The sequence below is a fragment of the Apilactobacillus intestinapis genome (assembly GCF_049166695.1).
Classification (GTDB): domain Bacteria; phylum Bacillota; class Bacilli; order Lactobacillales; family Lactobacillaceae; genus Apilactobacillus; species Apilactobacillus kunkeei_C.
Map to the genome: position 1 here is coordinate 171,850 of NZ_JBMHFD010000001.1, position 21,856 is coordinate 193,705.

Sequence of the window (21,856 nt, forward strand, 5' to 3'; positions counted from 1 at the left end):
AGCGTTAGTTTGGTGAAATAACGACGAAAGAAATCCTGGAAAGACACTTTTGAGGCTAATGGCTAAGCCATTCGTAATTATACGTTACATAAGAGTTAAAAAAAGGTGGTACCGTGCTTTTTGCGCCCTTGTCTAAATGATTTTATTTAGACAGGGGCTTTTTTATTCAGTTATTAAAGTTTGCGGAGGGATTATCATGCGATATCAACGTCCAAAAGGAACCGCAGATATTTTGCCAGGAACTTCTGAAAAATGGCAATTTGTTGAAGAAACAGCTAGAAAGTTGTTTGCGGCTTATCGTTATCAAGAAATAAGAACACCAATGTTTGAAAGCTTCGATGTTTTCTCAAGAACATCAGGGGAAACTTCAGATATTGTTACAAAAGAAATGTATGACTTTCACGATAAGGGAGATCGTCATATTACCTTAAGACCAGAAGGAACTGCTGGGGTAGTTAGAGCGTTTGTTGAAAATAAACTATACGGTCCAGACACACCTAAGCCAGTTAAGATGTATTACATGGGACCTATGTTTAGATACGAACGTCCTCAATCTGGTCGTCAACGTCAATTCCACCAAATCGGTGTTGAAGCATTCGGTAGTGAATCACCAGAATTAGATGTTGAAGTTATTTCAATGGCCGTTAACTACCTACAAAATCTAGGAATTGATGACTTAAGAGTGGCTATTAACACTTTAGGTGATAAGCAAACTCGTGCTGACTACCGTCAAGCATTGATTGACTACTTGGAACCACACTTTGAAGAACTAAGTGATGATTCTAAGGAACGTCTACACAAGAATCCATTACGTGTTCTAGATAGTAAGGCACCAGAAGACCAACTAATCGTTGATGGTGCTCCATCAATTCTAGATTACCTAACTGATGATGCTCAAAAGCATTTCGATAAGGTAACTAGACTATTGGATGATTTAGGCATCAAATACGATGTTGATCACACTATGGTTCGTGGATTGGACTACTACAACCACACAATCTTTGAAATCATGGCCAACGCTAAGGAATTAGGTGAAGGCTACACTACAATTTGTGCCGGTGGTAGATACGATGGCTTAGTTGAAGAACTAGGTGGTCCTCAAATGCCAGGTGTTGGATTTGGTCTAGGGGTAGAAAGATTACTACTACTTATGGATTCAAAGAACTTCCAATTCCCAGATACATTTGGTTTAGACGCCTATGTAGTTGGAATTGGTGACGATGCTAGTGTTGAAGCACTTAAGGTTGTTCAAGCTTTAAGAAAGCAAGACTTTAAGGCTGATAAAGATTACTTAGCACGTAAGCCAAAGGCACAATTCAAGAGTGCCGATAAGCTAGATGCTAAGTTTACCTTAACATTAGGTGATAAAGAACTAGAATCAAGCACCATTCATGTTAAGAACATGGCTGATGGAAACGAAGTTGCTGTAGATATTAATGAAGTAAAAGATAACTTTGCAGAATTAATTTCAAAGAACTTTAAATAAAGAATAAGATTAGGAGAGATATTATGAACCGAACAACTTATTGTGGTTTAGTAGACGAAAGCTACTTAAACCTAGAAGTATGCTTAGACGGATGGGTTGCCAAACGTCGTGACTTAGGTAAATTAATCTTCGTTGACTTAAGAGACCGTAAAGGAATTGTCCAACTAGTATTTAGTGACAAGAACAGTGCTGATGCATTGGCAATCGCTGATCAATTAAGAAATGAATATGTAATCGAAGTAAAGGGAACTGTAGTTGCCAGAAGTGAAAAGGAAGTTAACCCAGACATTAACACTGGTAAGATTGAAATTGCTGTTTCAGAAGTAAAAATCTTAAATAAGTCTGAAAACCCTCCATTTGATATTAAGGACAACATCACAGCTTCAGAAGAAACTAAGTTGAAGTACAGATACTTAGACTTAAGACGTCCAGAAGTACAACGTGGAATTATCTTAAGAAGTAAGATTACTCAAGCAGTTCACGAATACTTTAACAACAATGGCTTTATCGACATTGAAACTCCTAACTTAACAGTTTCAACTCCAGAAGGTGCTCGTGATTACCTTGTTCCTTCAAGACTTTACCATGGTTCATTCTACGCACTACCACAATCACCACAATTATTTAAGCAATTATTGATGGGTTCAGGTTTTGACCGTTACTACCAAATTGCTCGTTGTTTCCGTGATGAAGACCTACGTGGTGACAGACAACCAGAATTTACCCAAATCGATATGGAAACTTCATTCTTAAATGCTGAAGATATCCAAGACCTAACTGAAGGTTTAATCGTTAAGGTAATGAAGGATACTTTAAACATCGATATCAAGGCTCCATTCAAGCGCATTACTTGGCAAGAATCAATGGATCGCTTTGGTACCGACCAACCAGATGTTAGATTTGGTATGGAGCTAAAGGATCTATCAGACATCGTTAAAGATGTTAACTTCAAGGTATTTAGTGGCGCAATCGAAAACGGCGGTAAGGTAAAAGCAATTGCCGTTCCTGGCGGTGCTGACAAGTACTCAAGAAAAGACATTGATAAGTATGCTGAATACGTAGAAAGATTTGGTGCCAAGGGCCTTGCTTGGATGAAGGTTACTGATGATGGTTTAACTGGACCAATCGCTAAGTTCTTTGATGACCAAAATGTTGTTGACCAAATGCTTGCAGCTACTGAAGCTAAGTCAGGCGACTTATTACTATTCGCTGCTGACAGAGACAAGGTTGTTGCTGACACATTAGGGTACCTAAGATGTGCAATCGCTAAGGAACAAGACATGATTCCATCTGACGTCTTTGACTTCTTATGGGTTGTTGACTGGCCATTATTTGACTACGACGAAGGTATCGACAGATGGGTTCCAGCTCACCATCCATTCACAATGCCTAACGAAGGTGATGAACATTACCTAAACGACGGCGAAGATCCTCACAAGGCTCACGCTCAAAGTTACGACATTATCTTGAATGGTCTTGAACTTGGTGGTGGATCAATCCGTATCCATACTAAGGAACTACAATTGAAGATGTTAAAGGCCTTAGGCTTTACTAGAGAAAGTGCCCAAGAACAATTTGGTTACTTCCTAGACGCCTTAGACTACGGTTTCCCACCTCATGGTGGTTTAGCTATCGGTTTAGACCGTTTTGCTAGATTATTAGCACAAACTGAAAACATTAGAGATGTTATTGCATTCCCTAAGAATTCAAAGGCTACTGAACCAATGACTAACGCTCCAGCACCTGTTTCTAAGAAACAATTAGATGACTTAGGACTAGAAGCTGAAGACGAACCAGAATCTTAATAATAAAGAAAGACTTCCATTATGGAAGTCTTTTTTTAATCCGTATTTATGTTATACTATTTTCATATTAAATGAGAGGTTATGAAACTTATGGACGATGTTCAAAGGATTTTAAGACGACATCAATACTTAGCGAAAGCATCAACTGCTTTTATGTACGGAATCATGGTATCAATTGCCATGAATTTTTTCTGGACACCAGGTAAAATCTACTCATCTGGATTCACTGGTTTATCACAGTTGATTAATACTTTATCCGGGAGATTTTTACCATTCTCCATTTCTCCTTCGATTGGTTTATTTGTATTAAATATTCCATTTTTTATACTGGCCTGGAAACAAATCGGTCATCAATTTACTTGCTTTACCATCTTAACTGTCTTTCTAGCCAGTTTTATGATTAAGTCATTGCATCCGGTGTATTTAACCAATGATCCAATGATTTGTGCCATCTTTGGTGGTGTAGTTAATGGTTTTGGAACTGGGATGAGTTTGAAAAACGAGATTTCTACAGGTGGATTGGACATTTTAGGAATCGTTATCAGAAGAAAGACGGGGAGGAGTATTGGAACGATTAACATTGCTTTCAATATCTTCATTATTACCGCGGCTGGATTTACGTATGGATGGCCATATGCATTCTACTCAGCAATTGGTATCGTGGTAAATGCTAAGGCAATCGACTTTGCCTACACCCGTCAACAAAGAATGCAGGTGTTGGTTGTAACCGATCATCCAAAGACGGTGATTGATAGTATTCAAAACCACATTCCACGTGGAATTACCATCATTCACGGTGCTGAGGGTGCGTACAAGCATGATGAAAAAACAATTCTATTTACGACCATTTCAAGATATGAACTATCTGAGTTACAGGAAGCTTTAGATGAATCGGATGAACACGCATTTGCAAGTGTGACTGAAGCATCTACTATTATGGGGCATTTCTATGAACACAAGGTTGAATAGTTAAATGTAATAATTTTTATACATTAAGTGTGATATAATACTGGATTGTGTGATAGTTTTTAAATATGGTGGGATCTGTTTTGAAGGTTATGTATATATTTTTAATTAAGATAGTATCTTTACTATTTTATTTCAGAAAAAAAGAGAATGTAATTTACATAATGAGCTTTGATAATAATCTTGGATTAATTAAATCGATGGCTCGTCGATTGCCAAAAAATAAAAGGCTATATGTATATTATGAATCATCAAGCGAAGCAGCTGCGACTGATTTAGCTGCATATGGAATTAAGACCGTCTTATTTAGGGATGGTTTCAAATTAATATTTGATTTAATTCCAAAGATAATGGCAAGTAACGTTGTCTTTTGTGACAATTACTTTCCATTCATGGGGGGCATTGCCCATCCAAAGGATTTAAAGGTTGTTCAATTATGGCATGCCAACGGAGCAATTAAGAAGTTTGGCTGGGAAGATGCTTCTACTAAGGATAGAAGTGCTTCCGACAAACGTCGTTTTCAAAAGGTTTATAACAGTTTTGATGAATACGTTGTTGCTTCCGAAACAATGGGGCATGTGTTTGAGAACAGTTATCATGTTTCCTTTGATAAAATGAAGATGATTGGTTATCCAAGATCTGATAGATTATTTAAGGAAAAATGGCAGAATATTGCCAGAAGACGTGTTTATAGTTTTGCTCCCCAATTAAAGGACAAACGAGTAATCCTATACGCACCAACATATCGTGATGAGGGAAGGTCATTTAATCCACCTAAGGGTGTTATTAAGGCCTTATCAAATGATCCTAATGCAATGGTAGTCGTAAAACTACACCCACTTCTAAAGGACTTAGAAGAAAAATTGCAAAAGGAATCAAAGAATCCAAACGTGATGTTTTCAAATCAATTATCAACCACAGATTTGTTGGCTGTAACTGATACCTTGGTAACTGACTATTCATCAGTTGCTTTTGATTATTCACTACTGCCTAATGCACATTCTCTATTGTTCTTTATGTTTGATTTAGACCAATATAAACAAAATCCAGGGATTCAAGATGATTTATTGAATTGGTTACCTACAAACCCAATTACATCCTTGGATGATTTAAGAAAAGCAATTAGTGAAGATAAACAAACAGATTTTACCAATTTCAATCACCATTGGAACAAGTACAATGATGGTTTTGCAACAAGTCGAGTAATCGACAGATATATTAAAACTTTAAAGTAAAGGAAGTGTGATCGACTTGAAGGAAGTCATTACATTAATCAAAGAGCAAATTCAAAATTTACCAATAATGTTTAGAGTCTCAAAGTACCAAGATAAGTCAGATTATCAAAGTCATTATCTAGGTATTGTTTGGGCATACCTATACCCAATTATTCAAATCTTAATTTACTGGTTAGTATTCGGTGTTGGTTTGAAGAAGGGTACATCTGGAAGTGTTGATTACCTAACTTGGATGGTTATCGGTATCACACCATGGTTCTACATGAACAGTGTTACTTTAGATGCTTCAAAGAGTATCTACCAACAAGTTGGTATGGTTTCAAAAATGAAGTTCCCAGTTAGTGTTCTACCATCAATTAAGATTCTAACTAACTTAAGTTCATTCTGGGCTATGCTAGCATGTTCAATTATCTTAGGTTACCTAAAGGGTGGAGTACTACCTAACCTATACTGGATTCAATGGCTATACTACTTCTTTGCAATGATTTGTTGGCTATTAGCATTCGGTATTTTCAACTCAACTGTAACAATTCTTGTTCGTGATTACCGTATCTTCTTACAATCAATCATGAGAGTATTGTTCTACATGTCTGGAGTTCTATTTAACTTTGAAACAAATGCTTTCCCAGCATTCTTTGTAAGATTCTTACAATTGAACCCATTCTTCTACATTGTTTCTGGATTTAGAGAATCAATGTTAGGTGAAGCTTGGTTCTGGCAAAAACCAATGTTGATGTTAATCTTCTGGCTAACAGTGCTATTCTTCCTATTGGTTGGATCACATCTACACTACAAGTTCAGAGCTCGTTTCGTGGATTACATTTAGTTAAAAGTTAAAAGGATTGAAATTGTCGTATGATGAAATTGAAGAAAAAAGTAATTAGATTTATTAAGAAGTCAATTCGTCGCGTATTGATTATGCTTAATAATATTTTGATTACTTTACCAGTAAGGAAGAATTTAGTTGTTTTTGAAAGTTTCCAGGGTAAGGATATCAATGATAACCCGGCAGCTATTTACGAAAAATGGATTGAAAAGTATCCAGAAGATAAATCAAAAGCATACTTTACTGTTAGAAAGGCTCAATATAATACTTTCAAGGAATTATATCCTAATATTAAGATGGTCAGAAAGTTCATGCCTAAATGGGTATGGGTGATGGCCAGAGCTAACTTCTGGGTATTTAATTCTAGAACACCAAAATGGTGGAATAAGAATAAGGGTACTGTATACATGCAAACATGGCATGGTACTCCTTTGAAAAAACTAGGTACTGATATCGAAAACGTTATGATGCCAGGTACTAATACTGAAAAGTACAAGCAAAACTTTACTAATGAAGCCCATCGTTGGGATTACTTAATTGCACCAAATCAATACTCTAAGGATATCTTTGCTAGAGCATTTGATTTTAATAACCACTTCTTAGATATTGGATACCCAAGAAATGACGTCTTATACTATGGTGACAATCAAGATAACATTAGTAGACTTAAGAAAAAATACCTTGGTAGAGATGATTTAAACGTAATCACCTATGCACCAACTTGGCGTGATGATAATTACAAACGTAAGGGTGTTTACAACTTTGAATTGCCATTTAGTTTAAAGACTTTCTTTGAACAAGTTGACGACAACGCTGTATTAATTATCAGACCACATTACCTTGTAAAAGACTTCATTGATATTAAGGGCTTTGAAGACCGTGTTTACATCATGGTTGAAGAAGACATCAGTGATTTATACCTAATGTCTGATCTGTTAATCACAGACTACTCATCAGTAATGTTTGACTATGCTAACTTGAAACGACCAATGTTGTTCTATGCATATGATTTAAAACATTATGAAGATGATATTCGTGGTTTCTACTTTGACTACAGAACAGAATTACCTGGACCTGTTGTTGAAGTTGAAGATGATTTTTACAAGCAAATTGATGCATTTAACAAGGAAAAGAAGTATTCTGATTACGATAAGAAGTATGAAGAATTCTATGAAAAGTACTGTGGATGGGAATCTGCAGACTCTTCAGAAAAATTTGTTGATGAAATGAGGATGATTAGTAATGACAAGTAAGTTTTTAATCGGATCTCACGTTAGCATGAATGGCTCAACCATGTTTTTGGGTTCTGCTAAAGAAGCTGACAGCTATGGTGAAAATGCATTTATGGTTTACACTGGTGCTCCTCAAAACACCAGAAGAAAGCCAATTGATGAATTAAGAGCCGAAGACGGTAAGGAATACATGAAAGAACATGGTATTTTGGAAACCGTTGTTCATGCTCCATACATCATTAATTTAGGAAATGTTACCAAGCCACAAAACTTTAAGTTTGGTGTTGATTTCTTACACGAAGAAGTTAAACGTGCTGAAGCCATTGGAGCAACACAAATTGTGTTACATCCTGGTTCTCATGTTGGTGAAGGTGCAGATAAAGCAATTGCTCAAATTGCCAAAGGTTTAAATGAAGTCATTGAACCAGATCAAAAGGTTCAAATTGCTTTGGAAACCATGGCAGGTAAGGGAACAGAAGTTGGTCGTACCTTCGAAGAAATTGCTCAAATCATTGATGGTGTTAAGGATAACGATAAAGTATCCGTTACTTTCGACACTTGTCATACTAATGATGCTGGTTACAACGTTAAAGAAGACTTTGACGGCGTTTTAAATGAATTTGACCATGTAATTGGTTTAGATCGATTAAAAGTTGTTCATTTAAATGATTCTAAGAATGATTTCGGTAGTCACAAGGATAGACACGAAATTATCGGTCTGGGAACAATCGGGTTCGATGCTTTGAACTACATTGCTCACCACGAATCTTTAGTTGATGTTCCAAAGATTATGGAAACACCAGCTGTTGCTGTTGAAGGAACCAAGAAGAAGTTGTCTCCACATTACTTCGAAGTTAAAATGTTAAAGGAACAACAATTCAATAACAATTTGATGGATGATATTTTAAATCAATAAAAATAAAAAAGAGCTGTTAAGCTCTTTTTTTATTGGTATGAATCTAAATCAAGACTTTCCATAATTACGGTAGCAGTTTCTTCGATTGATTTATCGTGGACGTCGATAATGAGACAACCCAGTTTATGGTATAAGTTGTTAGCATATTCTAATTCTTCGTCAATGTTCTTTGAGTTTGAATATGGTGTATCTTCATCGATACCATATGATGCCATTCTGGCTTTTCTAATTTTTTGAATATCTTTAGTTACGCTGGTAAGACCAATAATCTTCTTTGGATCAACATCAAAGACTTCTTTAGGTAATTGGATGGTAGGACCAATTGGTACGTTTGAAACCTTCACTTGCTTGTTTGCAAGGTAAAGTGATAGCGGTGTCTTTGATGTTCGAGAAATTCCTAGGATCACGACATCTGCTTTTGTTAGGTTTTGAGGATTGCTTCCATCATCATTTTCAACGGAAAATTCCATCGCTTCAATGCGCTTAAAGTAGTCGTCATTTAAGTCATGAACAAGACCGCTGACACGTTCAGGGTTAAAACCTAATTGGTTACTAATGGCCTTCATGGGTTTTTGAACACAGTCAACGTTTTGTAAATTATTGGCCATTGCAAAATCTTCAATTAGTTTACTTAAATCGGCGTTCACTAGGGTATGAAAAATGACAGCTTCTTTTTGTTTAGCAATTTTTAAGATACCACTTAACATTGATTCGGTAGTGATAAATGGGTATCGTTCGTATGAAATATCGGCACTTTCAAATTGTGCACCAGCGGTTTTAGCTACTTGCATCGCTGTTTCACCACTAGAATCTGAGATGGCAAAGATATTAATATGTTTCATCAAAATCACTCCTTTTTTTACGACTTTATTATATCTAAAAAACTGTCATAAAAGTAGTTTTAAATTGAAATGTAATATTGACGTTATAAATATTGTTTTGTATAATTATTAAGAACAGTTTTAATAAATAAAAAAAGTAACTGTTGTATTTCGAGCTCGGAGGGAGGGAATTTTCATATGTCAAAAACAGTCGTTCGTAAAAACGAATCTCTTGATGATGCTCTTCGTCGTTTCAAACGTACAGTTTCCAAGAACGGTACTTTACGTGAATACCGTAAACGAGAATTCTACGAAAAACCAAGTGTTAAACGTAAATTAAAATCTGAAGCAGCAAGAAAGCGCAACAACAAGAAAAAAAGCCGTCGCTTTTAATTACTAAAAACGTTCCTGTTATTTCAGGGACGTTTTTTTTGCTAAAACTAAGATGAATATTTTGAAAGAGGGAAACTATAATGAGTATCGCTACAAGTCTTAATGAAGATCTTAAAAATGCAATGAAGGAACACAACAAAACTGCTTTGAACGTTATTCGTTCTCTAAAATCAGCCCTAACTAACGAAAAAGTTGCTTTAGGTCATGATTTAAGTGATGACGAAGAACTAACTGTTATCAGTCGTGAAGTTAAGCAAGTTAAGGAATCTATTGCTGAATTCAAAGATGGTGGTAGAGATGATTTAGTTGCCGAACAAGAAGAACAATTGGCTGTGCTAAGCAAGTACGCTCCAAAACAAATGTCAAAAGAAGAAATTGACAAGGTAGTTGAAGAAACTATCAGTGAAGTTGGTGCTTCAGCAATGTCTGATTTTGGTAAAGTAATGGGTGCTATCATGCCTAAGGTTAAGGGTAAAGCTGACGGAAACGAAGTTAACCAATCTGTAAAAGCTCACTTAAGCTAATTATTTATAAAGTATGATCGTGTTATGCCACAATCATGCTTTGTTAGTACATATTAATAACTTTTTTAAAGTCTAAATCTGTGCTAATATTTGATTATCAATAAAAAAGGGGTCGCTATATTGACAGAACAAACTGAAGTAACCAAAGAATTTATTATTCATAATTTAGATTTTGAACCTAAGTTGTTAGGGGCACAAAATAAATACGTTACAATTCTTGAAGAGGGTATGGAAGTATCAATTAATGCTTTTGGAACCAATGTAAAGGTATCCGGAAGTGAAGATAATGTTAATAAAGTTATTTCAATTTTTAAGAACTTAATGGACTTAATTCAAAATGGTGTCACATTGAATAGCAGTGACTTTGTTTCTGCTATGAATATGGCCAAAAATGATACGTTAAGCTATTTTAAAGAGCTATACAATCAAATATTAATCAAAGACTTTAAAGGTAAACCAGTCCGTGTTAAGAACTTTGGTCAACGCCAATACGTTCAATCCGTAAAACGTAATGATATTACTTTCGGAATTGGACCAGCCGGTACTGGTAAAACATACTTAGCTGTGGTTATGGCAATCGCAGCATTAAAGCACGGTGATGTCGAAAAGATTATTTTGACAAGACCTGCCGTTGAAGCCGGTGAAAGCCTAGGTTTTCTACCAGGTGATTTAAAAGAAAAAGTTGATCCATACTTGAGACCAATTTACGATGCACTTCATTCAATTCTAGGTCGTGAACACACTGCTAGATTGATGGAAAGAGGAGTTATTGAAATTGCTCCATTAGCATATATGCGTGGTAGAACATTGGACTCTGCTTTCGTTATCTTAGACGAAGCCCAAAACACCACAACTGCTCAAATGAAGATGTTTTTAACTCGTCTTGGCTTTGGTTCAAAGATGATTGTTAACGGTGATATTTCTCAAATTGATTTGCCTAAACATGCAAGTAGTGGACTAGTTCAAGCCCAATCAATCTTACAAAATGTTGAAAAAATTCGTTTTGTTAAGTTTGATTCTAAGGATGTTGTTAGACATCCAGTGGTTGCTAGAATTATCGATGCCTACGAAGAATATCAACAAAACTAGAAATTTTATAACAGGAGTACCAGAATGGATTTAGAAATTTACGATAAGACAAAAGACGGTGTAGACAAAAAACACATCGATTTAGTGGAAGATGTATTGCAATTTGCTAGCAAGGCATTAGACCTTAAGGATAATACTGAAATGTCAGTAACATTCGTTAATAATGACGAAATTAAGGAGATTAACAGTAAGTATCGTGGTGTTGACCGCGCAACTGATGTTATTAGTTTTGCGATTGAAGACGGTGATGACGATTTTCCATTAATTATGGATGATGAAATGGCCGCAGAAATCCCAGAAAACATTGGTGACATCTTTGTTTCAATCGATAAGGTTGCTGAACAAGCAGAATTTTTAGACCACTCATATGAACGTGAATTAGGTTTCCTTGTTGTTCATGGATTCCTACACTTAAATGGTTATGATCACATGAAGCAAGAAGATGAAGATGTTATGTTCCCATTGCAAAGAAAGATTATGGATGACTATGGGCTTAAGAGATAAAAAAGTAGTCAGAAAAAATCGTAGTTTTGCTGAATCCTTTAAGCACGCTTTTGATGGTTTAGTAATATTATGCAAGACAGAACGTAACTTTAGATTTCATCTAATTGCATCTTTAGTCGTAGTGATTATTTCTTTTATTCTTAAGATTGATTTGAGCCAATGGGTTTGGATTTTGTTAGCAATATTTATTGTTTTAATCGCTGAAGTTGTAAATACGTTATGTGAATCAATTGTTAATTTAATTGTTGGTAATAAGTACGATGAAATTGCCAAGAAGGCCAAAGACGTCGCTGCCGCAGGTGTGGTCATTGCGTCAATCTTTGCAGCAATCATCGGATTATTGGTATATGTTCCAATTATATTTGGACTTTAACAGCACGGAGGAATTATTATGGAATTTGATCCAAACTTTCATTCAGGATTTGTAGCAATCGTTGGTAGACCAAATGTTGGTAAATCAACATTCTTGAACCGTATTATCGGTCAAAAAATTGCCATTATGAGTGATAAAGCACAAACAACTAGAAACAAGATTCAAGGTGTATACACCGATGATGAATCACAAATTGTCTTCTTGGATACCCCAGGAATTCACAAACCAAATAATAAATTAGATGATTTCATGGAAAAATCAGCTTTTTCAGCTTTAAAAGAAGTTGATGCTGTTTTATTCATGGTAAGTGCCACTGAAACAAGAGGTGCGGGAGATAACTTTATCATTAACCGTTTAAAGGATATTGATAAACCAGTTTACTTAATCATCAACAAGATTGATGAAATTAATCCAAATAAACTTCTAAGTATCATGGATATTTACAAGAAAGCGCTTGATTGGAAAGAAGTTTTCCCAATTTCAGCACTACAAGGTAACAACGTTGATGAATTGATGGACAACTTAAAACAATTATTACCAGCGGGTCCACAATACTACCCAGAAGACGAAGTAACTGATCACCCAGAACGTTTTATCGTTGCTGAATTAATCAGAGAAAAAATCTTAATGTTAGCAAGAGACGAAATCCCTTACTCAATTGCGATTGATATCTTAAGCATGAAGACCAAGGAAAACGGCAATGTAGATATCCAAGCTGATATCTTAGTAGACCGTCCTGGACAAAAGGGAATCTTAATTGGTAAGCAAGGATCAATGCTAAAGAAGATTGGAACACTTGCAAGACAAGATATCGAAGACTTATTAGGTAGCAAGGTTTATCTAAAACTTTGGGTTAAGGTTCATCCTGGATGGCGTAATGAATCATCCGTTCTTAAGTCATTAGGATACAAGAAAGATAATTACTAAAATTTTAAAAATGGTCGGTGAATAAAAATGGATTCACAAACATATATGAATTTTCACGGTATTTTACTATACCGAAAGAACTTTAAAGAAAATGATATGTTAGTTAAGTTTTTAACGGCCGAGGCAGGCAAGAAGATGTTTTTCATTCGAGGCGCTCGAAAAAGGGGCTTTAAGATGATGGCGGATATCTTGCCTTTTACCTATGGTACGTATTCTGGAAAGATAAATGCTGAAAACTTATCTTATATTTATAGTGGATTAGATACTGACCATTATGAAAACATTAGCGAGGATATTTTCTTAAATGCCTATGCTACTTACATTATGTCTTTAGTCGACGTTGCATTTCCTGACTCAACACCAATTCCGCATTGGTTCAACCAGTTGTTTGCAGCGTTACGATTGATCGATAACGGGGTTGACCCTGAGGTGATTACCAACATCTGTGAAATCCAACTTTTAGGTGAGTTTGGGGTACAACCTGAACTAAGGGGATGCGCCATTTGTGGTCGTACTGATCTTAACTTTGACTATTCTGAAGCCTATGGTGGATTGATTTGCCAAAATCACTTTCATTTAGATGCTAATCGTTTGCACTTAGATCAAAAGACCATTTATTATTTACGTCGTTTTTCAATTATTGATTTAAATAAATTGGGTAACGTTAACGTAAATGACAATACAAAGCAAAATTTAAGAATGTTACTCGATAAGATTTACTCGGATTCTGTAGGGATTCATTTAAAGAGTAAAAGTTTCTTAGATCAAATGAATGACCTAAGATTATAGAATTGATTTTTTAGCAATTGTAAACTATAATTAAGTTAAATAAATACGAATGGTAATGACAAAAGAGGGTCATTGAATAAAATGATATCCAGCGATAGTAGGATAGTGTGAGCTACTTGCATTTTTCAATGATTGGCACTTTTTGAACCAAAGAAATCAAGCTGCTGACGAAAGTCAGAAGTAGGGTGGAACCGCGAATAATCGTCCCTATGTAAACTGTATTTAAGTATACTTTTTGCATAGGTTTTTTTTATGCCATTCGTTTATTAGGAGGAAGTAACATGACAGAAAAGTTGTCAATGCAAGACATCATTTTAAAATTACAACAATACTGGTCATCACAAGGTTGTATGTTAATGCAAGCATACGATACTGAAAAGGGTGCCGGAACTATGAGTCCATACACATTCTTACGTGCAATTGGACCTGAACCATGGAACGCAGCATACGTTGAACCTTCTAGAAGACCTGCTGATGGTAGATATGGTGAAAACCCTAACCGTTTATACCAACATCACCAATTCCAAGTAATCATGAAACCATCTCCTGAAAACATCCAAGAACTATACTTGGATAGTTTAAAAGAACTTGGCATTAACCCAGAAGAACACGATATTCGTTTCGTTGAAGATAACTGGGAAAACCCATCAATGGGTTGTGCCGGTGTTGGTTGGGAAATCTGGCTAGACGGAATGGAAGTTACTCAATTTACTTACTTCCAAATCGTTGGTGGTCAAGAAATGAACCCAGTTGCTTCAGAAATCACTTATGGTCTAGAAAGACTTGCTTCATACGTTCAAGACGTTAACAATGTTTTTGAACTAGAATGGAGTGATGGTGTTAAGTACGGTGACATCTTCAAGGAACCAGAATACGAACACTCAAAATACAGTTTCGAAGAAAGTAACCAAGAAATGTTATTAAAGATGTTTGATGACTTCGAAACAGAAGCTAAAAAACAAATCGCAAACGGCTTAGTTCACCCCGCATACGACTACGTTCTAAAATGTAGCCACACATTTAACTTATTAGATGCTAGAGGTGCCGTTTCAGTTACTGAACGTGCCGGATATCTTTCAAGAATCAGAAGAATGGCTAGAGAAATCGCTAAGGCCTTCATTGCTGAAAGAAAGAAACGTGGTTTCCCACTTATCAAAGATGAAAAATTAAGACAATCTCTTCTAAAAGATGATGAAAACAAGGAGGAAAAATAATGGCTCACACATTTTTACTTGAAATTGGACTAGAAGAAATGCCAGCTCATGTGGTAACTCCTAGTATCAAACAATTAGTTAAGAAGACTGAAGATTACTTAAAAGATCAAAGAATCGATTTTGATGCTGTTAAGCCATTCTCAACTCCTCGTCGTTTAACTATCCAAATTGAAGGTTTAGCTGACAAACAACCTGACGTAAACGAAACTGTAAAGGGTCCTGCTAAGAAGATTGCTTTAGATGACGAAGGCAACTGGTCAAAAGCAGCCATTGGTTTCACTAAGGGACAAGGCTTAAGCACAGACGATATTACCTTTAAAGAAGTTAAGGGTACTGAATATGTTTTTGTTGAAAAACACATCGCCGGAAAGCCTGTTAAAGAAGTTCTAATGGGACTAAAGGATGTTATCACAAGCATGACATTCCCAACACTAATGAAGTGGAACGTTTACCGTTTAGACTTCATTCGTCCAATTAGATGGATGGTAGCTCTATTAGATGACGAAGTATTACCAATTCAAATTCTAGACGTTACTGCTTCAAACGTTAGTCGTGGCCACAGATTCTTAGGTCAAGACACAACCATTAACTCAGCTGATGAATACGAAGAAAAGCTAAAAGAACAATTTGTAATTGTTGATGCTCAAAAACGTAAAGACTTAATCGTAAAACAAATTAAAGAAATTCAAGATGAAAACAACTGGGTAATTAACATCAACCCAGGTCTACTTGAAGAAGTTAACAACTTGGTTGAATGGCCAACTGCATTCTTTGGTAAGTTCGATGAAAAATACCTACAACTACCTTCAGAAGTTCTAATTACTTCAATGAAGGATAACCAAAGATTCTTCTACGTTAACGATCAAAATGGTAACATCTTACCATTCTTTATCTCAGTTAGAAACGGTAACAGCGAATACATCGAAAACGTGATTGCTGGTAACGAAAAAGTGCTTACTGCACGTCTAGAAGATGCAATGTTCTTCTACCAAGAAGATCAAGCTAAGGATATCGACTTCTACGTAAACAAGCTAAAGAAGGTAAGCTTCCACGACAAGATTTCAACTATTTTTGAAAAGATGCAACGTGTTGAAAAGATTGCCGAAGTAATTGGTCAACATGCTAAACTAAGCGACCAAGAACTAAAAGATGTTAAACGTGCTGCTCAAATTTACAAGTTCGATTTAGTAACCGGTATGGTTGGTGAATTCTCAGAACTACAAGGTGTAATGGGTGAAAAGTACGCTCTATTAAAGGGTGAAAATGAAGCTGTTGCTACTGCTATTCGTGAACACTACATGCCAATCTCAGCAACAGGTGAACTACCAGCAACCAAGGTTGGTTCAGTTCTTTCCCTAGCTGATAAGTTTGACAGTATCCTAACTTTCTTTGCCGCTGGTATGATTCCAAGCGGTTCAAATGACCCATACGCATTGAGAAGACAAGCTAACGGTATCGTTAGAATTGTTAAGAACGAAGAATTAAACTTCAACTTAACTGAAATGATGGAAGCATTTATCAACGCTGAAAAGGATGCAAACGTTGCTCCTGACTTGGATCAAAACAAGGAAATTAGCGAAATCGTTTCATTCATCAAGGATAGAATTGTTAAGCAACTAAAGGCTGACAAGATTAGACATGATATTATCGATGCTGCAGGTAACTCAAACAACGATAATATTGAATTTATCTTTAACGTTGCCGATATTCTAAACGAACACAAGGAAGATGATAACTTCAAGGAATCTGTTGAAGCATTAACTCGTGTTCTAAGAATTTCAGAAAAGCAAGACTTTGCCGCAGACGACTTAAATGTTGATGAATCATTATTTGAAAACGATTCTGAAAAGAACCTTCATTCAAATGTTGAATCAATCTCAGGTGATTTCTTCTCACTAAGTGCAAACGAAGAATACAACAAATTATTCGACTTGAAGGATTCAATTAACGACTACTTTGACCAAACAATGGTTATGGCTAAAGATGAAAACGTTAAGAACAATCACTTACGTGAACTAACTAAGTTATCAAACATGATTAACTGGTTTGCTGATTTAAACCAACTAATCGTAAAATAGAATTGATAGACAAACATATGATGGGTTGATAAAATACTGTATAATATTTATTCGTATTTTTAACAAAAGTCGCACTAAAAATCGGTGCGACTTTTATCAGTGAAAGGAGATATGCTGACAATGATTCCTGAAGAAGTAATTGATCAGATTAGAAATGAAACCAACATTGCCGATGTGGTTGGTCAGTTTGTTTCATTGAAAAAATCTGGTAGTAATCTATTTGGTATATGTCCATTTCATAATGAAAACACTGCATCATTTTCTGTTAATGAACAAAAACAAATCTTTCACTGTTTCAGTTGTGGAAGAGGTGGGAACGTCTTTAAGTTCATGATGGAATTGGAAAATCTTTCATATCCGGAAGCGGTAATGAGAGTTGCTGATATGCAAGGAATTGAAATTCCAGACCAATATAAGCATTCCAATAAAGCTAAATCAAACATCAATCCGGTTGAGAAAAAGTTAATCGATATGCATGAGCTAGCCACAGAATTGTATAGTCATATTTTGATGAATACTGAAGTGGGACAACCGGCATTAGATTACTTGCACGAACGTGGATTGACTGATGACACCATCAAGTTCTACCGTTTGGGATTTGCACCTAAGGAACAAATCTTAAATAAGTTTTTGGAAAACAAGAAAGTTCAATATGATGATATGAGAAAATCTGGTCTATTTATTGAAACTGATGATGGTAAACTTCGTGATCGTTTCTTTGACCGTATCATGTTCCCAATTAAAAATGAATTTGGTAATCTGATTGGTTTCTCAGGACGTGTAATGGATAAAAATGCCTCAACGGCAAAATACCTAAACAGTCCTGAAACTGACATTTTCAACAAACGAAAAGTCTTATTCAACCTATCTGATGCCAAGACAACCATTCAAAAGCAAAAAAATGTTATCTTGTTTGAAGGATTCATGGATGTTATATCTGCTTATCAATCAGGTGTGACCAACGGAATTGCTTCAATGGGAACTAGTCTTACCACCGAACAAATTGCTACGATTAAACGTTTAACACCAAGCGTTAGCGTTTGTTATGATGGTGATGCACCGGGGCAAAATGCGATTAATCGAGCATTGTCATTATTAGGTAATACAGATTTATCTCTAGGTGTTATTCAAATGCCTGAGGGAATTGATCCCGATGAATATCGTAAACAATATGGTGAGGAAAAGTTTGCTAGTTATATGCATTCCGCCTATGAATCACCACTTTCGTTTAAGATGAGATACTTCAAGTTGAACCGTAACTTGGATAATGAAACTGACCAGATTAGTTATATTAACGATGTCTTACAGGAAGTTGCTAAGATTTCCGATCCATTGGAAAGAGACATTTATGTTAACCAATTATCTGATCAATTTAACTTGAACAAGTTAGATTTGACTAATCGAATGAATACCTATATTCAAAAGAATAATGTTAACAAGTCGATTCAAAAATCAAGGGATGAACCACAGCAAGGTCATCCAGTCATCCAACCAATTGATAATGTCAGATCACACAGCAAGGTTGAGTTGGCGGAACTATATTTATTTAATCGCATTTTGATGTCACGTGAAATGTGGCAACACTTGATGAGTAAAGATGGTTTTTCATTTGTGGATGATGATTTTCAACTTCTATATACATTGGCACAAGGATACATGGCAACACATGACGAATATAAATCAGCTGAGTTTCAAGACTTCATTAAAGAAGAAAAGTTACAAAACATGTTGATTAATATCGAAATGTTACCGTTAAGCGATGCGCCAAATAAAGAAGAGGTTGACGATTATGTTAATATAATAATGAATGAGGCGCCGATCGATGTTCAGCTTAAGAACAAACAGGCTGAATTGAATGATGCCAAGAAGCTAGGGGATGTTGATAAACAAACCGAACTAGCGATGGAAATCATCAAGTTACAAAGACAAAAACAGTTGAACGACAGATCGTAATTTAGGAGGCACTTTAATGGCTGAAAAGAAGTTAAACAAGAAAGAACTAAAAGAATCAACCAACGCTTTAATTAAGAAGCAAAAGAAAGTTGGACACGTTACTTATGACGATGTTAATGACACAATTGCTGTGCCATTCAAGCTAGCTAAGACGGAAATGTACGAATTACTAGAAAAAATTGAAGACGCTGGTATTAGTGTTGTTGATAAAAATGGTGATCCAGATCCACGTGCCCTAGAAGCAGCTAAAAAGGTTACTCAAGCTGAATTGAAGAACTCAGCTTCAGCTCCTACTGGTGTTAAGATTAACGACCCAGTTAGAATGTACCTAAAAGAAATTGGACGTGTTCCGCTTCTAACTGCTGACCAAGAAGTTGACTTGGCTCTTCGTATCGAAGAAGGCGACGAAGAAGCTAAACAAGAACTAGCTGAAGCTAACCTTCGTTTGGTTGTTTCAATTGCTAAGCGTTACGTTGGTCGTGGTATGCAATTCTTGGACTTAATCCAAGAAGGTAACATGGGTCTAATGAAGGCTGTAGAAAAGTTTGATTACAGAAAAGGTTTCAAGTTCTCAACTTACGCTACTTGGTGGATTAGACAAGCTATTACACGTGCGATTGCTGACCAAGCTAGAACTATCAGAATTCCAGTTCACATGGTTGAAACAATCAACAAATTAATCCGTATTCAAAGACAATTACTTCAAGATTTAGGTCGTGAACCTACACCCGAAGAAATTGGTGCTGAAATGGATATGCCAACTCAAAAGGTTAGAAGCATTCTAAAGATTTCTCAAGAACCAGTTTCTCTAGAAACACCAATTGGTGAAGAAGATGACTCTCACTTAGGTGACTTTATCGAAGACCAAGATGCAACTAGTCCAGCCGACCACGCTGCATACGAATTACTAAAGGAACAACTTGAAGGTGTCTTAGATACTCTAACTGACCGTGAAGAAAACGTTTTAAGATTACGTTTCGGTCTAGACGATGGTCGTACTAGAACCCTTGAAGAAGTTGGTAAGGTCTTTGGTGTTACTCGTGAAAGAATTAGACAAATTGAAGCTAAGGCTTTGAGAAAGTTACGCCACCCATCCAGAAGTAAACAACTAAAGGATTTCCTTGAATAATAATTAAAACAGATAGCATTTGCTATCTGTTTTTTATTTTCTATAGCGGTTATAATATAACTAATAACAAAGTAGAAAAGGTGTTTTTATGGACGCAAATAAGTTATCTCAAAGATTGAAAGTAGTTGCAGATTTTGTTCCGCAAAATAGTCGAGTAGCAGACATCGGATCTGATCATGCATACTTGCCAGTTTATTTGATGAAACAAAAACAAATTGAATTTGGAATTGCTAGTGAGGTTGCTAAGGGACCTCTAGACAACGCAATTCAAGAAATTAAAGCTGAAGGTTTAAGTGATCGAATCGACACTAGACTAGCAGATGGATTATTATCAGTACAACCAGAGGATAAAATTGATTGTGTTACCATTGCCGGAATGGGTGGAACTTTAATCAAGAATATCCTAGAAAACGGTAAGTCACACTTATCAGGCGACGAACTATTGATTCTTCAACCAAACGTTGGTGAAGATCGTTTGAGAACATGGTTAATGAATAACCAATATGAAATTAGTGATGAAACCATCTTAAGAGAAGACGGTCACACCTATGAAATTATCGTTGCGAAAAAGACCGACGAACCAGTAAAATACACAGAACAAGAAATTAAGTTTGGCCCATTTTTACTAAAACAACACTCAGATGTTTTCGTTGAGAAGTGGGAAAACGAAATTGAAAGAATTGAAATGGTAATTGACCAAATGAACTTGGCCAAGCATGATAAACCAGTTGATAAGATTAATTCAATGAAGAAGGAAATTGAGGAAATTAAAGAGGTGTTATAAATGAAAGCATTCGACTTAATTAACCAGTTTGAAAAATTTGCACCAAAGGAGATTGCGGTTGAACACGACCCAATCGGTTTGCAAATTGGATCGATTAATCAAGAAATTCATAAGGTGTTAGTAACCTTAGACGTTAGACCAGAAGTGGTTGAAGAAGCGATTGAAAACGACTGTGATATGATTTTTTCTCACCATCCAGCGATGTTTAGACCTGTTAAAAACATGGACTTAGATGTCCCACAAAATAAGATGTATGCCGACATCATTAAGAACAACATCGTTGTTTATTCTGCACACACCAATTTGGATAACGCTGATGGTGGTATGAACGATTGGTTAGCTGAAGTAATGGACCTAAGAAACGTTGAAGGACTAGTAAGTCAAGGAGATTATAATGGAGTTGAATACTTCATGGGTCGAATTGGTGAACTAAAGGAAACCACAACAGTCGAAAAATTTGCTCATAATTGTAAGCAATACTTCAACGTTTCCGGTCTACGCCTAATTAGTCATGAATTGAATAAGCCAGTTAAAAAAGTTGCCGTTTTAGGTGGCGATGGTGGTAAGTTCTATAACATTGCTAAGGATAAAGGTGCAGACGTTTATGTTACCGGGGATGTTTATTATCACGTCGGGCATGATATGATTGCTGACCATATGTCAGTTGTTGATCCCGGCCATCACATCGAAAGCATTTGCAAACCATATTTGGCAGAAATGTTCAAAGAGTGGGCAAAAGATTATGATTGGCCAATAGATGTGATAGAATCTTCTATAAACACTGATCCATATCAATTTATTTAGGGGGAAAC

Annotated in this window: 21 protein-coding genes; 20 read left to right on the top strand and 1 reads right to left on the bottom strand. The window is 36.0% G+C overall.

Annotated elements, in window-relative coordinates; translation table 11 throughout:
• Positions 1-196: 196 nt before the first annotated feature.
• From hisS to ACOMA7_RS01065, 7 genes are all read left to right on the top strand, one after another.
• Complete coding sequence (hisS, locus tag ACOMA7_RS01035; RefSeq protein ID WP_421391451.1) at positions 197-1,486, top strand: histidine--tRNA ligase; 1,290 nt, start codon at positions 197-199, stop codon at positions 1,484-1,486.
• Between the two features lie 23 nt (positions 1,487-1,509).
• The gene (gene aspS / locus ACOMA7_RS01040; RefSeq protein ID WP_421391453.1) at positions 1,510-3,291 is read left to right on the top strand and encodes an aspartate--tRNA ligase; all 1,782 of its coding nucleotides are present in this window, start codon (positions 1,510-1,512) and stop codon (positions 3,289-3,291) included.
• Between the two features lie 90 nt (positions 3,292-3,381).
• Positions 3,382-4,260, top strand: a complete 879-nt coding sequence (locus ACOMA7_RS01045) for a YitT family protein (RefSeq protein WP_034530752.1) — start codon at positions 3,382-3,384, stop codon at positions 4,258-4,260.
• A gap of 65 nt (positions 4,261-4,325) precedes the next feature.
• Positions 4,326-5,492 carry a CDP-glycerol glycerophosphotransferase family protein gene (locus ACOMA7_RS01050; RefSeq protein ID WP_191978839.1) on the top strand — a complete coding sequence of 389 codons (1,167 nt, stop codon included), beginning with the start codon at positions 4,326-4,328 and terminating at the stop codon, positions 5,490-5,492.
• 16 nt (positions 5,493-5,508) lie between these two features.
• The gene (locus ACOMA7_RS01055; RefSeq protein WP_034530755.1) at positions 5,509-6,318 is read left to right on the top strand and encodes an ABC transporter permease; all 810 of its coding nucleotides are present in this window, start codon (positions 5,509-5,511) and stop codon (positions 6,316-6,318) included.
• A gap of 38 nt (positions 6,319-6,356) precedes the next feature.
• Complete coding sequence (locus tag ACOMA7_RS01060; protein WP_421391656.1) at positions 6,357-7,571, top strand: CDP-glycerol glycerophosphotransferase family protein; 1,215 nt, start codon at positions 6,357-6,359, stop codon at positions 7,569-7,571.
• Positions 7,561-8,466, top strand: coding sequence for a deoxyribonuclease IV (locus ACOMA7_RS01065; RefSeq protein ID WP_080695508.1), 906 nt, complete (start codon positions 7,561-7,563; stop codon positions 8,464-8,466). Before ACOMA7_RS01060 ends, ACOMA7_RS01065 begins: the two co-directional genes overlap by 11 nt.
• A gap of 29 nt (positions 8,467-8,495) precedes the next feature.
• On the opposite strand, the gene ACOMA7_RS01070 is transcribed toward ACOMA7_RS01065, so the two are convergent.
• Positions 8,496-9,308, bottom strand: a complete 813-nt coding sequence (locus tag ACOMA7_RS01070; protein WP_054608208.1) for a pyruvate, water dikinase regulatory protein — start codon at positions 9,306-9,308, stop codon at positions 8,496-8,498.
• A 177-nt stretch (positions 9,309-9,485) separates the two neighbouring features.
• Between ACOMA7_RS01070 and rpsU the strand changes: the two genes are divergently transcribed.
• The 13 genes from rpsU (at position 9,486) to ACOMA7_RS01135 (ending at position 21,848) form a co-directional block, all read left to right on the top strand.
• Positions 9,486-9,680 (top strand): 30S ribosomal protein S21, encoded by a 195-nt coding sequence (gene rpsU, locus ACOMA7_RS01075; protein ID WP_034530758.1) that lies wholly within the window; start codon positions 9,486-9,488, stop codon positions 9,678-9,680.
• A gap of 80 nt (positions 9,681-9,760) precedes the next feature.
• A complete protein-coding gene (locus ACOMA7_RS01080) occupies positions 9,761-10,204 on the top strand; it encodes a GatB/YqeY domain-containing protein (RefSeq protein ID WP_034530760.1) in 444 nt (147 codons plus the stop codon).
• 120 nt (positions 10,205-10,324) lie between these two features.
• On the top strand, positions 10,325-11,293 hold the full coding sequence (locus ACOMA7_RS01085) for a PhoH family protein (RefSeq protein WP_034530763.1): 969 nt from the start codon (positions 10,325-10,327) through the stop codon (positions 11,291-11,293).
• Between the two features lie 24 nt (positions 11,294-11,317).
• Entirely contained in the window at positions 11,318-11,797 is a 480-nt protein-coding gene (ybeY, locus tag ACOMA7_RS01090) for an rRNA maturation RNase YbeY (protein ID WP_421391459.1), read from the top strand.
• Positions 11,775-12,170, top strand: coding sequence for a diacylglycerol kinase family protein (locus ACOMA7_RS01095; RefSeq protein WP_081006898.1), 396 nt, complete (start codon positions 11,775-11,777; stop codon positions 12,168-12,170). The genes ybeY and ACOMA7_RS01095 overlap by 23 nt, the downstream gene beginning before the upstream one ends.
• Positions 12,171-12,185: 15 nt before the next feature.
• The gene (gene era / locus ACOMA7_RS01100) at positions 12,186-13,097 is read left to right on the top strand and encodes a GTPase Era (RefSeq protein ID WP_371416538.1); all 912 of its coding nucleotides are present in this window, start codon (positions 12,186-12,188) and stop codon (positions 13,095-13,097) included.
• A gap of 27 nt (positions 13,098-13,124) precedes the next feature.
• Entirely contained in the window at positions 13,125-13,886 is a 762-nt protein-coding gene (recO, locus tag ACOMA7_RS01105) for a DNA repair protein RecO (RefSeq protein ID WP_034533945.1), read from the top strand.
• A gap of 281 nt (positions 13,887-14,167) precedes the next feature.
• A complete protein-coding gene (gene glyQ / locus ACOMA7_RS01110) occupies positions 14,168-15,100 on the top strand; it encodes a glycine--tRNA ligase subunit alpha (RefSeq protein ID WP_034530772.1) in 933 nt (310 codons plus the stop codon).
• The gene (gene glyS / locus ACOMA7_RS01115) at positions 15,100-17,178 is read left to right on the top strand and encodes a glycine--tRNA ligase subunit beta (protein WP_421391462.1); all 2,079 of its coding nucleotides are present in this window, start codon (positions 15,100-15,102) and stop codon (positions 17,176-17,178) included. Before glyQ ends, glyS begins: the two co-directional genes overlap by 1 nt.
• A 111-nt stretch (positions 17,179-17,289) precedes the next feature.
• Positions 17,290-19,131, top strand: a complete 1,842-nt coding sequence (dnaG, locus tag ACOMA7_RS01120; protein ID WP_237756981.1) for a DNA primase — start codon at positions 17,290-17,292, stop codon at positions 19,129-19,131.
• Positions 19,132-19,147: 16 nt separating this feature from the next.
• Positions 19,148-20,260, top strand: coding sequence for an RNA polymerase sigma factor RpoD (rpoD, locus tag ACOMA7_RS01125; RefSeq protein WP_421391464.1), 1,113 nt, complete (start codon positions 19,148-19,150; stop codon positions 20,258-20,260).
• An 88-nt stretch (positions 20,261-20,348) separates the two neighbouring features.
• Positions 20,349-21,044 (top strand): tRNA (adenine(22)-N(1))-methyltransferase, encoded by a 696-nt coding sequence (locus ACOMA7_RS01130; protein ID WP_034533938.1) that lies wholly within the window; start codon positions 20,349-20,351, stop codon positions 21,042-21,044.
• Complete coding sequence (locus tag ACOMA7_RS01135; protein ID WP_421391467.1) at positions 21,045-21,848, top strand: Nif3-like dinuclear metal center hexameric protein; 804 nt, start codon at positions 21,045-21,047, stop codon at positions 21,846-21,848.
• The last annotated feature ends 8 nt before the right edge of the window (positions 21,849-21,856 follow it).